5 protein-coding genes are annotated in these 15,011 nt (G+C 41.0%); all 5 read right to left on the bottom strand.

The window, feature by feature from the left end:
* Positions 1–57: 57 nt before the first annotated feature.
* The 5 genes from IPO27_13765 to IPO27_13745 all read right to left on the bottom strand — a co-directional run bounded on the left by IPO27_13765 (position 58) and on the right by IPO27_13745 (position 14,747).
* Positions 58–537 (bottom strand): hypothetical protein, encoded by a 480-nt coding sequence (locus IPO27_13765; GenBank protein MBK8847540.1) that lies wholly within the window; start codon positions 535–537, stop codon positions 58–60.
* The gene (locus IPO27_13760) at positions 489–1,742 is read right to left on the bottom strand and encodes a DUF11 domain-containing protein (GenBank protein MBK8847539.1); all 1,254 of its coding nucleotides are present in this window, start codon (positions 1,740–1,742) and stop codon (positions 489–491) included. Before IPO27_13760 ends, IPO27_13765 begins: the two co-directional genes overlap by 49 nt.
* Before the next feature lie 184 nt (positions 1,743–1,926).
* Positions 1,927–2,145: a hypothetical protein gene (locus tag IPO27_13755; GenBank protein MBK8847538.1), complete on the bottom strand. Its 219-nt coding sequence runs from the start codon at positions 2,143–2,145 to the stop codon at positions 1,927–1,929.
* A gap of 175 nt (positions 2,146–2,320) precedes the next feature.
* Positions 2,321–3,463, bottom strand: coding sequence for a DUF11 domain-containing protein (locus IPO27_13750; GenBank protein ID MBK8847537.1), 1,143 nt, complete (start codon positions 3,461–3,463; stop codon positions 2,321–2,323).
* Positions 3,464–3,497: 34 nt separating this feature from the next.
* Positions 3,498–14,747, bottom strand: coding sequence for a DUF11 domain-containing protein (locus IPO27_13745; protein MBK8847536.1), 11,250 nt, complete (start codon positions 14,745–14,747; stop codon positions 3,498–3,500).
* Between the last annotated feature and the right edge of the window lie 264 nt (positions 14,748–15,011).

Here is a 15,011-nt window from a genome sequence, read left to right as displayed (position 1 = left end):
CCGATTGCATTTGGTGCATTCAATGGGAACTGTACATAGTATGTTCCTGACTGTAAGCTATCGAATGTAGTAACCTGGGTTACCGTTTACATCGTTTGCTGTTACAGTGCTATCTAACAGATTGCCTGAGCCATCGTATAGATAAACAGTTAATCCATTGATACCATTGCTTGCTGGCTCATCTTGTAATCCATTCTGATTATCATCATACCATAAGTAGTTTCCTAATGATCCTAATACGTTCGCTAATGGAACTGTTGCAGGGTCATTGTCATCTTCATCGCCACCACCATTGTTGATTTCATCATCTACCGTTGTATCGTTGTTCGGATCGGTATCTGGTTGTGAGTCAACATCGGTTGGAGGTGTGTTGGTACTGTCTGTATCGTTATCTGCACTTGTTATCTCAGCAATATTGGTCATGTTGCTTGAGCTTGCTCCGGCAGCTACTGTTAATGTAATGTCTAACGCTATGCTATCGCCTGCCGCTAATGGCCGTCTATATTTGCTACTGCGTCTGCTCCGCTTGCTGTCCATAGTGGGCTTGCGCCTGCATTGAACGTGAAGCCTGCTGGTATGGCATCTAATACATCTACATCATATGCTGCTACATTGCCTTGGTTAAATACGGTGATGGTGAATACTACATCATCGCCAATATTTACCGGTGTAACTTGTGCTGTTGTTTTGCGTAAAGCAAGGTCAAATATTTGTGGTACATAACCTGCATCTATCGTTGGATTGTTTACATCCAAACCGGTTAATGCTGTGTTGATGGTTACGATTCCTGATTGACCTATTGCATTTGCATCGTTGTTGCCATCTACTTGTGGAGCCTGGTCAACTACGCCTGTTAAGCCGATTGCATTTGGTGCATTCAATGGGAACTGTACATAGTATGTTCCTGATTGTAAGCTATCGAATAAGTAGTAACCTGGGTTACCATTTACATCATTAGCTGTTACGGTGCTGTCTAACAGATTGCCTGAGCCATCGTATAAGTAAACAGTTAATCCATTGATACCATTGCTTGCTGGCTCATCTTGTAATCCATTCTGATTATCATCATACCATAAGTAGTTTCCTAATGATCCTAATACGTTCGCTAATGGAACTGTTGCAGGGTCATTGTCATCTTCATCGCCACCACCGTTGTTGATTTCATCATCTACCGTTGTATCGTTGTTCGGATCGGTATCTGGTTGTGAGTCAACATCAGTTGGAGGTGTGTTGGTGCTGTCTGTATCGTTATCTGCACTTGTTATCTCAGCAATATTGGTCATGTTGCTTGAGCTTGCTCCGGCAGCTACTGTTAATGTAATGTCTAACGCTATGCTATCGCCTGCCGCTAATGGGCCTGCTATATTTGCTACTGCGTCTGCTCCGCTTGCTGTCCATAGTGGGCTTGCGCCTGCATTGAACGTGAAGCCTGCAGGTATTGCATCCTGTACATCTACATCATAAGCCGCTACGTTACCCTGGTTGAATACGGTGATAGTGAATACTACATCATCGCCAATATTTACCGGAGTTACCTGTGCTGTTGTTTTGCGTAAAGCAAGGTCAAATATTTGTGGTACATAACCTGCATCTATCGTTGGATTGTTTACATCCAAACCGGTTAATGCTGTGTTGATGGTTACGATTCCTGATTGACCTATTGCATTTGCATCGTTGTTGCCATCTACTTGTGGAGCCTGGTCAACTACGCCTGTTAAGCCGATTGCATTTGGTGCATTCAATGGGAACTGTACATAGTATGTTCCTGACTGTAAGCTATCGAATGTGTAGTAACCTGGGTTACCGTTTACATCGTTTGCTGTTACCGTGCTATCTAACAGATTGCCTGAGCCATCGTATAGATAAACAGTTAATCCATTGATACCATTGCTTGCTGGCTCATCTTGTAATCCATTCTGATTATCATCATACCATAAGTAGTTTCCTAATGATCCTAATACGTTCGCTTAATGGAACTGTTGCAGGGTCATTGTCATCTTCATCGCCACCACCGTTGTTGATTTCATCATCTACCGTTGTATCGTTGTTCGGATCGGTATCTGGTTGTGAGTCAACATCAGTTGGAGGTGTGTTGGTGCTGTCTGTATCGTTATCTGCACTTGTTATCTCAGCAATATTGGTCATGTTGCTTGAGCTTGCTCCGGCAGCTACTGTTAATGTAATGTCTAACGCTATGCTATCGCCTGCCGCTAATGGGCCTGCTATATTTGCTACTGCGTCTGCTCCGCTTGCTGTCCATAGTGGGCTTGCGCCTGCATTGAACGTGAAGCCTGCTGGTATGGCATCTAATACATCTACATCATGCTGCTACATTGCCTTGGTTAAATACGGTGATGGTGAATACTACATCATCGCCAATATTTACCGGAGTTACCTGTGCTGTTGTTTTGCGTAATGCAAGGTCAAATATTTGTGGTACATAACCTGCATCTATCGTTGGATTGTTTACATCCAAACCGGTTAATGCTGTGTTGATGGTTACGATTCCTGATTGACCTATTGCATTTGCATCGTTGTTGCCATCTACTTGTGGAGCCTGGTCAACTACGCCTGTTAAGCCGATTGCATTTGGTGCATTCAATGGGAACTGTACATAGTATGTTCCTGACTGTAAGCTATCGAATAAGTAGTAACCTGGGTTACCGTTTACATCGTTTGCTGTTACCGTGCTATCTAACAGATTGCCTGAGCCATCGTATAGATAAACAGTTAATCCATTGATACCATTGCTTGCTGGCTCATCTTGTAAGCCATTCTGATTATCATCATACCATAAGTAGTTTCTAATGATCCTAATACGTTTCGCTAATGGAACTGTTGCAGGGTCATTGTCATCTTCATCGCCACCACCGTTGTTGATTTCATCATCTACCGTTGTATCGTTGTTCGGATCGGTATCTGGTTGTGAGTCAACATCGGTTGGAGGTGTGTTGGTACTGTCTGTATCGTTATCTGCACTTGTTATCTCAGCAATATTGGTCATGTTGCTTGAGCTTGCTCCGGCAGCTACTGTTAATGTAATGTCTAACGCTATGCTATCGCCTGCCGCTAATGGGCCTGCTATATTTGCTACTGCGTCTGCTCCGCTTGCTGTCCATAGTGGGCTTGCGCCTGCATTGAACGTGAAGCCTGCTGGTATGGCATCTAATACATCTACATCATATGCTGCTACATTGCCTTGGTTAAATACGGTGATAGTGAATACTACATCATCGCCAATATTTACCGGAGTTACCTGTGCTGTTGTTTTGCGTAAAGCAAGGTCAAATATTTGTGGTACATAACCTGCATCTATCGTTGGATTGTTTACATCCAAACCGGTTAATGCTGTGTTGATGGTTACGATTCCTGATTGACCTATTGCATTTGCATCGTTGTTGCCATCTACTTGTGGAGCCTGGTCAACTACGCCTGTTAAGCCGATTGCATTTGGTGCATTCAATGGGAACTGTACATAGTATGTTCCTGACTGTAAGCTATCGAATGTAGTAACCTGGGTTACCGTTTACATCGTTTGCTGTTACGGTGCTATCTAACAGATTGCCTGAGCCATCGTATAGATAAACAGTTAATCCATTGATACCATTGCTTGCTGGCTCATCTTGTAATCCATTCTGATTATCATCATACCATAAGTAGTTTCCTAATGATCCTAATACGTTCGCTAATGGAACTGTTGCAGGGTCATTGTCATCTTCATCGCCACCACCATTGTTGATTTCATCATCTACCGTTGTATCGTTGTTCGGATCGGTATCTGGTTGTGAGTCAACATCGGTTGGAGGTGTGTTGGTACTGTCTGTATCGTTATCTGCACTTGTTATCTCAGCAATATTGGTCATGTTGCTTGAGCTTGCTCCGGCAGCTACTGTTAATGTAATGTCTAACGCTATGCTATCGCCTGCCGCTAATGGGCCTGCTATATTTGCTACTGCGTCTGCTCCGCTTGCTGTCCATAGTGGGCTTGCGCCTGCATTGAACGTGAAGCCTGCTGGTATGGCATCTAATACATCTACATCATATGCTGCTACATTGCCTTGGTTAAATACGGTGATGGTGAATACTACATCATCGCCAATATTTACTGGTGTTACTTGTGCTGTTGTTTTGCGTAATGCAAGGTCAAATATCTGTGGTACATAACCTGCATCTATCGTTGGATTGTTTACATCCAAACCGGTTAATGCTGTGTTGATGGTTACGATTCCTGATTGACCTATTGCATTTGCATCGTTGTTGCCATCTACTTGTGGAGCCTGGTCAACTACGCCTGTTAAGCCGATTGCATTTGGTGCATTCAATGGGAACTGTACATAGTATGTTCCTGACTGTAAGCTATCGAATAAGTAGTAACCTGGGTTACCGTTTACATCGTTTGCTGTTACGGTGCTATCTAACAGATTGCCTGAGCCATCATATAGATAAACAGTTAATCCATTGATACCATTGCTTGCTGGCTCATCTTGTAATCCATTCTGATTATCATCATACCATAAGTAGTTTCCTAATGATCCTAATACGTTCGCTAATGGAACTGTTGCAGGGTCATTGTCATCTTCATCGCCACCACCGTTGTTGATTTCATCATCTACCGTTGTATCGTTGTTCGGATCGGTATCTGGTTGTGAGTCAACATCAGTTGGAGGTGTGTTGGTGCTGTCTGTATCGTTATCTGCACTTGTTATCTCAGCAATATTGGTCATGTTGCTTGAGCTTGCTCCGGCAGCTACTGTTAATGTAATGTCTAACGCTATGCTATCGCCTGCCGCTAATGGGCCTGCTATATTTGCTACTGCGTCTGCTCCGCTTGCTGTCCATAGTGGGCTTGCGCCTGCATTGAACGTGAAGCCTGCTGGTATGGCATCTAATACATCTACATCATATGCTGCTACATTGCCTTGGTTAAATACGGTGATAGTGAATACTACATCATCGCCAATATTTACCGGAGTTACCTGTGCTGTTGTTTTGCGTAAGGCAAGGTCAAATATTTGTGGTACATAACCTGCATCTATCGTTGGATTGTTTACATCCAAACCGGTTAATGCTGTGTTGATGGTTACGATTCCTGATTGACCTATTGCATTTGCATCGTTGTTGCCATCTACTTGTGGAGCCTGGTCAACTACGCCTGTTAAGCCGATTGCATTTGGTGCATTCAATGGGAACTGTACATAGTATGTTCCTGACTGTAAGCTATCGAATAAGTAGTAACCTGGGTTACCGTTTACATCGTTTGCTGTTACCGTGCTATCTAACAGATTGCCTGAGCCATCGTATAGATAAACAGTTAATCCATTGATACCATTGCTTGCTGGCTCATCTTGTAATCCATTCTGATTATCATCATACCATAAGTAGTTTCCTAATGATCCTAATACTATTTGAGTAACAGTTACAAAAGCAGGGTCATGATTATCTTCATCGTTTGCAGCTATTGAATCGCCTACAAAACCAAATCCATCTCCATCAATAAAGTCATCAGCTTCGGTTCCCGGTGCTCCACCAGCATCAGCATTATCTTGATCCATTGGTGAGTCATTATCATCTAACCCTTCAGAATTATCGGCTGAACTAATTTCAGCATAATTCACGAGTTGCGTTCCTGTAAAGTTTGCGTTTATCTGCAAGGTGATAGTAACTTCTGTAGAATCACCTGGCATTAAAGAGGCAACAGTGGTATTCAGGGTTGCTTTATTAAATGTAGCAGTCCAGTTAGCATCGTTTAACGACATACCTGTTGGGATATAGTCAGTAACCTGAATATTAGTTCCTTCAATATTACCCTGGTTAAATAACTGGATTGTGAAAGTTACATCACTACCAGGAGAGAACGGACCAGCAGATGAGAGCTTTTTACGTAATGCCAAGTCAAATACCTTTTCGGAAACAGGTATCAACGCTGGATCATGATCATCTTCGTCTGTTGTGGCATTTCCATCACCGGGGGTACCAGTACCATCACCACCTGTTGTGTTATCAGCAGGCGAATTAGGTTGACCACCAGCATCGTTTGTATTATCCTGATCAGGATCAGAATCGATATCAGGTTGACCATTAGCACTTGTAGCTGCACTAATTTCAGCATAGTTCACAAGTGAAGTACCAAAGAATAATGGATCAATAACCAAATCAATTGTAAGCACGGCTGAATCGCCTGCAAGCAAAGAAGCAATTGGACTTGCTAATGTTGCTGTGCTATTGCCGTTATCTGTCCAGTTAGCATCATTTACATACATGTCTGATGGGAAATAATCAGTAACATAAACATTTGATGCATCAACAGTACCCTGATTGTATACGGTAATAGTAAACGTTACAGCATTACCCGGGAAATAAGGTGCAGGAGAACTTACAATTTTAGTAAGTGCAAGATCAAAAGTACCTGCCGGAGTAATGTTTATTAAGGCCGGGTCATGATTGTCTTCATCTGTTGCATCCACGCCATCGCCAGGTGTACCAGAACCATCTCCATCAACATAGTTATCAGCAGCAGTTCCAGGTGAGCCACCGGCATCGTTTGTATTATCCTGATCTTCGGGAGAATCAAAATCGTCAAGATTCAATACATTATCGCTACCTGAAATTTCTGCATAATTAACCAGTGTAGTACCGGTATAGTTTGCATCAATTGCAAGGGTAATATCTACAGTGGTGCTTGAGCCTGAAGCAAGTGAGGCAATTGGAGTATTCAAGGTAGCAATACTTCCTGCCACTGTCCAATCAGCATCATTCAATGACATGCCTGTAGGTATATAATCTGTAATTTGAATATTGGTTCCTTCAAGTGTACCCTGATTTGTAACGGTAATTGTAAACGTTACATCGCTACCAGGTATATAAGGTGCGGAAGAAGAAACAACTTTAGTTAAGGCCAAGTCAAAGTTATCTACGTTTACTAATGCAGGATCATGATTATCTTCATCCGTAGAGTCAACGCCATCACCTGGAGTTCCTGTTCCATTACCATCCACATAGTTATCAGCACCTGAGTCGGGCTGACCACCAGCATCATTCGTATTATCCTGATCTTCCGGAGAATCAATATCATCCAATGAATAAATATTATCAGATGAACTAATTTCGGCATAATTAACCAGTTGTGATCCATTAAAATTGGCATCAATTTGTAACGTGATATTTACAACTGTTGAAGTTGCAGGCATAAGAGAAGCAATTGTTGAATTCAACGTTGCTATTCCACCTGACTCTGTCCAGTTGGCATCGTTAAGCGTCATGCCGGCAGGGATGTAATCAGATACTTGAATATTAGTACCTTCTACATTTCCTTGATTGTAAACTGTTATAGCAAAAGTTACATTGCTACCACGGCCGAATGGTCCAGCACTAGAAATTTCTTTTTTCAATGCCAGGTCAAATGACTGTGCTTCGTTTAATGTTACATGACAAGTATCAAAGCATCCGTTTGCATCTGTAACTGTAACCGTATACACTCCGCTTCCTAATCCGGTTGCAATAGTATCAGTAGACCCATTGCTCCATAAGTAAGTGTATGGAGGAGTGCCGCCCGTTGCATTAACCATTGCATAACCATCAGTTACGTTTACAGCCGTTGGATCGCTACCTGCGCATGAAACTACCACAGGAGCGGGCTGAGTGATTTGAACTGTAGCCGTTGCAGTACAGCCATAGAAATCGGTAATGGTAATGGTATAAATACCAGCTACAAGACCTGTTATCATGTCGGTGGTGTTGCCATTGCTCCAAACATATGAATATGGAGAAGTACCGTTGGCTGGAACTGCTGTTGCTGAGCCTTCACTTCCACCATTGCAAGCTATGTTGGTTGAAGATGAAATGCTAGCGGAAAGGTCACAAGGTAAAACAAGAATAAGTGCCGGGTCGCTGTTATCTTCGTCAGTTGCGGCATTTCCGTCACCAGGCGCACCCGTGCCGTCACCACCAGTTTCATTATCGGCTGGTGAATTAGGTTGACCACCTGCATCGTTGGCGTTATTATTATCTTCAGGCGAGTCAATATCATCTAATCCAAGCGCATTATCGCTAGAAGAAATTTCGGCAACGTTTATTATTTGAGTGCCGGTATAACTTACGTTTATTTTAAATGAAATTGAAACTTGCGTGCTATCACCTTTTAGTAACGAAGCAATTGGTGAATTTAAAGTAGCAATGCCACCATTATTGGTCCAGTTGGCATCATCTAAGGTCAATCCATTAGGGATGTAATCACTTATCTGAATATTTGTTGCATTTACAATACCTTGATTATAAACCATGATATTAAAAGTAACGTTGCTTCCTGCATTGAACAGTGGGCCACCTACTAATTTCTTAGTTAATGCAAGGTCAAATATTTGATCAACCTCAATTACTGCAGGGTCTTGATTATCTTCGTCAGTAGCAGCATTGTCATCTAAAGGATTGCCACTACCATCTCCATTAGTTGAATTATCGGAAGCACCGTCAGGTAAACCACCGGCATCATTGCCTTGAATAGTATCTTCCGGAGAATCAATATCAGGCAAACTCATTGAGTTAGTTGAAGAGCTAATTTCAGCATAATTTACAATTTGAAGGGTAGCATAATTTGAATCAATTGTAAATGTAATATCGCGTGAAGTACTGCTACCTCCTGCAAGGCTTGCTATTGGTGTATTAAGAACAGCATTAGCGCCACTCATACTCCAATCGGGATCATTTAATGTAAGACCGGCTGGAACGTAGTCAACCAAATTAATATTGGTACCTGTAACATTACCTTGATTGTAAACTGTTATAGTAAACGTTGCATTCTCTCCCGGAGCAAAAGGGCCACCATTAACAACTTTAGTAAGTGCTAAATCATAAACAAAGTTGAATGTAACAGAGGCCGGATCTGCATCGTCTTCATCACCACCGCCATTATTAATTTCATTATCCACTTCGGTATCGTTACCTGGGGTTTGATCAGGCTGCGAGTCAACATCCGTTGGAGGGGTGTTGCCATTATTCAAATCGTTGTCGGCAGCACTAATTTCAGCACGGTTGGTAAGACTACCACCTGCAGCTGCAGTTGCATTAACTGTTAACGTAATTAAAACAACTTGACTATCGCCAGGCAAAATTGGTCCTAAAATATTAAAGGTTGCCAAACTCGCATTAACAGGTGTCCATCCGGTGCTTGCACCTTGATTAAATGTAAATCCTGCAGGAATATAATCTGATATCTGCACATTGTATGCTTCTACATTACCTTGATTAAACACAGCAATACGGAACTGTACATTGTCGCCAATATTAACAGGACTTGTTTGCGATGTTGTTTTGCGTAAAGCTAAATCAAACACATCTGCAACAGGAACATAGCCTGCATCGATGGTTGGGTTATCTTTATCAAGACCTGGATTGTTTACATTGATAGTAACCATACCACTCTGACCAGAAGCATTAGCATCATTATTTCCATCAACTTGTGGTGCCTGATTAACAACTCCGGTTAAGCCTGTTGAATTAGGAACAGTTGTTGGGAATACAACAAAATAGTTTCCTGATGTTAATTGATCGAATAAATAATATCCTGGTTGTGCACCATTGTTAGCAGTAACAGTAGAGTCGATTAATACATCATCCCCATTACCAACAATATTGTCGGTAGAAGAGTATAAATAAACCGTTACTCCATTAATACCGTTAGCTGCAGGTTCATCCTGATTGCCATTTGCATTGTCATCATACCAAACGTAATTTCCTAAAGAGCCAAGTAGACATAAGGTATTTGGATTAAGATTTACAGTTACAGTTTGCTCTGCAGTGCAACCACCTGGTGAACGTGTAACTACTACGTTATAAACATAGGTCTCGACAGAACCAGATGAGTTATTAGTTTTTAAGAATGTTGGATTTGCAATATTGGTAGCGCTTAAGAATGCAAGAGCTCCCGGTGTAACTGCTGTCCATTGGTAGGTATATCCATTAATAGCAGGTTCGCCAAGCGGCACTGTGGTAACTCCAGGACAGGTTACCGTAGGATCAAGAATAGATGGCAATAGTGGAACATCAGAAGTACCAACTAATGCAGGTGAGCAAAGGCATGGTGCTTCTTCTATTACAGCAAGTAATGGACAAGCCAAACCTGCCGGAACATTTAACATCGTATCAAGTGTATATAATCCTCCATTAGCACCAATATTTGCTGCCACTGAAACCGTTGAGAAGAAAACATCACCTAAAGTAACTGAGCCTGATAAATCAGCATCGTTATAGAAATTAATGTTGAAAGGAGAAGATGTTGAAAATGGCAATGTTCCTGTATTTTGCATATTGATAATTACATGCAACTTTTCACCCGTTGGGGCATTGGACTGCGCGGTAGCTGTAATATCCAACAGATCAATAATTGGGCGATTGATATAGATAGCATCTTCATCGCTGCCTAATATATTAGCTATTAGGCAAACCTGACCATTATCAATACATACTGCATTGAAATTTTGATTTACCGAAACTTCTAATGGAACCTCAAATACATCGCAAGCAAGCAATGGATTCAGGGTCATGTTAGCAATAAACACCATTGAATCCTTAACAAGAATACCAGCCTTCATAGGGAATCGGTAAACGGTACCACCTGTATCCGGAATTACGGTAGGTGGATTGGGAGAATTACGCACCGGAGTGACAGAAGTTAAAGTAGCTCCATCGAATACTACAAAATCTATATATTCAGCTGCTTTGGTCTTTCTTGGGACATTATTCTTAATGGATATTCTTACAGGAACCGAATTAACAGAGCATGAATTGGCACTATCAACCGAAATATTTACAATGTAGTTATTAACTCCAGATGGAGCTCCTTTGATATAAATAGGTGATGTTATCTGATTGGTAGCACTTGCTTTACTTCCACAAGCTTTTTTTCCATTGGCATCAAATAGGAACTTAGAACGATTCTTAATATCACAAGGAGTAGTTTTTGCTCTAAATCTTACTTTGAATTCATTCATTGGAAAAGATAATATACCGGGCAATCCATTAGCACCAATGGTGCTTGCTACCGAAGGCTCATTATATACATACCAATAAAAACTATTTCCAATTTTGGTTGGATCAGCAATTGTGACCCAATTGCCACTGCCCGAAGGATATTCTAACTGAGAAGTACCCGATACAATAACTACCCCAATCAGTGGACTCATAATAAACTGGGCATAAGGCTGATAAATGGTTCCGACTTGCGCACTGCGTATGGCTATTTCATAACCAAACTCTTCACACAAATCAAGTGTATCGGCAGGATCAGGCTTATCAGTAATAATCAATTGTAATTGTGCTTTAGTAGGAACCTCTTTCAATTCCTGGAAATTTAGGTTACACAGATTACTTAAGTCACTAATATTTGTGGGGTACAAGCCACTGCAATCATAGCCCGACATTACTGTTATGCTATCGCGTTTACAACCGGTTATGGTAGCGCATACCACTACGCATTTTGTTGTATTTGCAGGGATGCTAGATAATTGGAACATGCCATTAACAGGAGTGTAATCTGCAAAGTGAATTGCAGTATCGCCATTACAAGGATATTCCCAAACTTTGTTTATGGTAATTCCATTTACTCCTGGTTTTTCAGCAAGCCATGGGGCCACTATAGTAGAACTGGATTGATTGTAAAGGTTAACCAACCAATAAACGTTTTTGCCATTGGCATTAACTGTTGGTGTGGCTGTTGTTATAGCTAAAGCTGAACCGGTCTGAAAATTCTCGGCATTCCATAAGCCGGGTCTGGTTTCAGAAGCTAACTTACAATCAAATGTAGGCTCATTATCAAATTCGGCTGTCCAGGGTAAGTTATATTGATTGACCGGATCGCAACCATTTCTGTAATATATCTTTACCGTATACCAATAATAATTATTTGATTGCTCTTCGAGCGGAATGGGGCCTCCATTTATGCCGAGCTTACTTGTCCAATCGTACGTAACAAGCCCCGAAGAATAAGAAGCGGGATTTATAGAGCCATAATTTTTCCATCCATAATATGGAGAGTACACATAAAGCTCAGCGCTATCAAGTTGAGCCCCATTTGGCAAACCTATAGTCCAAACCGTAGGAGAAATTATATTTCTAACCTCATTTGGGAAGGTAGCAAAATTTCCATGATGTCCACCATATAAAGTAAAATCAACAATACCGCTGCCGCAACCAGATGGAGTTTGCGACACATTTACTGTTGTTTGCCATGTAATAGCCCTCGTTCTGAAATAATCATACAAAATCATGCATCCAAAATTATTGGAAGGAGATGGTTCTGTAGCACTATAAGGATCGGGACCCACTTTGCCTTGCACATAAACTCTATTATCGCTCCAACTTACGTTTTGTGATGCAAGCTTAAAGTTTGCCAATATGGTAATTGAATCACCCTGGTCAAAATTATGACCACAAGCGCTTAAGTCTATGGTTGAAGTAAACTGATGCAAATTAGCCGTAAGGTTGCAATTGATATAGGAACCAGTACTAGCATCATAGATTGAAGCAGTTATGGTTTGCCATTCAGGCCCAAAGGTATTAGCTGAGCCTATTCCGTTAATTTGCAAAAATCCCTGGTTCCAATTGGTTGCCGCATTGGGGTTATATACCACTCCAGTATATTTTAGTTGGAATACATCGCAACTTAAACCCATCTTTTTATTTATTAAAGAGGGATCGGCAAGTGAAGTATTATCAGCAATTTGATCATTGTTAGCATCCTGATATCCAATTGTTATACGGTATATATCAACATCGAGGCCGTTTAACCCTTCGCAAGGATTATTAGCTAAAACGCCATAAGGACACTCGAGTTCAATGTACCAATATGCAGGACCATTTGGATCGCCCCCATAACAGCCGTAAGCAAATGAGCAAGAGCAGGCTGCCGAAGGCGTTACCACCGTTTTCATTTGAACATTTCCACCGGTTCCGCATTTTGTAGGATCAGTAGAACCGGTAAGGGTAATGCATATATCAGCATAATTATCAAATGCATTTACCGGAAAATTACCAGCCCCATCAGCAACATTATAGCGAAGTGTAAGCGTGTTACCACTAAGAAGAGGGAAGCCGGCAGCCATTGGATAATCAAAGCCATTGCCTAGTTTATAGCTTATGTAATCGCCAGGTATATAATTTAAATTATCTGGTATAGTAAATACAAATTCAGCATATCCGGTATTATCCATTTGTGGAGGAAAAATGACCAAGTCATTTAAACAAAAAGTATCCTTCTGACCTGGCCTGGCAAACAGGTTAAAGCTTGGATCGGAGTTAAAGTAATATGTTGAGTAGTCATAAGTAGGAGCAGTGGCATCATATCCAATCCAACCGGTACCATTATAGCTAGATGATCCACCACAGGTGTTAAATCCTACAATTTCAGCATAATAGTCATAATAATAGTCATTGTTTACTACACACATGTTGGGCTGACAAGCTCTTATTAAGTCAAATGCAATAGTCTTGGATTGCCCCGGAGCAAGTGTACCTATATCAACCAATGCCCTGGTTGCACCGCCAGAAGCAACAGTGCCATAGAAAAAGCTTGGAGCTGCAATAACTGTATGAGTAACAGAACTGCCATCAACCGTAAAATTATTTACATACGATAACCCCCCGCCTCCGGCATTCCATGATGGAGCGTAAATGGTAACTTGGGTATTGAACGCTGTATCGGTACCTGAGTTAGTATACGTAATAGAATGTTGAAATGGCTGTGATGCGCATGCAGGAATTGCAGGCTTTGTAAACGTGTATGTGAAACCAATATTAAAAGAAGGAGTTGTGTTAGCCCATGATGCTCCCGCTATATCCTGATCGCTAATATCGGTTGAGTTAGTAACAGGACATTGATTATTGCCATTACATCCATAATAGGCATTGTAGTCAGTTTGATTTGAGCCGCTGCTACCACCACCACAAAACTGAAATGTTCCGGGAAGTTTTACCGTTTCGGTAAAAGATATTTGTTCATTTCCATCAAGATAATTATTACCATTACCAATACTTGTAAAATCATTGATAATAAATGTTCCATTTACAAAAGGTAACGCAGTACTACCTTGCACTCCCGAAACCGCAACTACTTGTAACCCATTATCATTGACTTCGTCAATTCTTATTTCGGGCACTTTACCAAAACCACCATTACGAACAGTAACGGTTCTGGTAAACGTTGAGCCTGGTAGTCCTGAATAAGACTGATTACTAATTGAAACAATTGTTAAAGCTGCATAGCGAACATTGTATTGGTCTGATAGATTGCCGGTACTGCCACCCGAACCACTAAATTCATAGTTGTTCTCTTGTATGGCGCTATTGATTCTACCGCAGTAAGCTCTTGCCTGAAAACTCAATGTAACTATATCACCCGGATTCATATCAACCAGGTTAATAACCGGAGCGCTTGGGTTGCTTATATTTCCTTCAGAAACAAATGCGGTACCACTGGCACTGCCAGGTACGTAGACTACATCAGTAGGTAGATTTAATGTAACTGAGTTACTTGTTGTAGAGTCAATGCATTCAAAAGTAACGGTAAAGTTTTTTGCTTCAGCACATACATCCAATGGATCGGTGCTAATAGGCACAGTAGATGTAATATCAACCTGTGCATTTACATTAGGTGTTGCAAACGATAGTGCAGCAACTCCTAAAATGGCTAAAGTAACTTTGCTGGTATACGCAGTTTCCTTAAGCTTTTTAATTGATTTGATAAAATTTCGTATCATATTTTTATTTGTTTGTTTTAATTATTGGTTTTTTAAAAAAGGATTGGGTAATCCTGAGTGTCAAAGTGCCATTGAATATTGAAAATTTTCGCTGGCAAGAGTGGAATTGAAAAGTAGTAGTCCACCAGATTTATTATGTAAGTCACTTCCGCGCGGATAGCAATTGATGAGAAGTCTCATCCTGAATTTGAATAAAAATTCAGCACTATCAAGGCAGAAGAATAAAAGATAAGATTTAAATTTTGATTTTGATTTTAAATAAAG

The sequence above is a fragment of the Bacteroidota bacterium genome (assembly GCA_016714535.1).
Lineage (GTDB): Bacteria > Bacteroidota > Bacteroidia > AKYH767-A > OLB10 > JADKFV01.
This window is presented reverse-complemented; position numbering and strand designations above follow the sequence as displayed.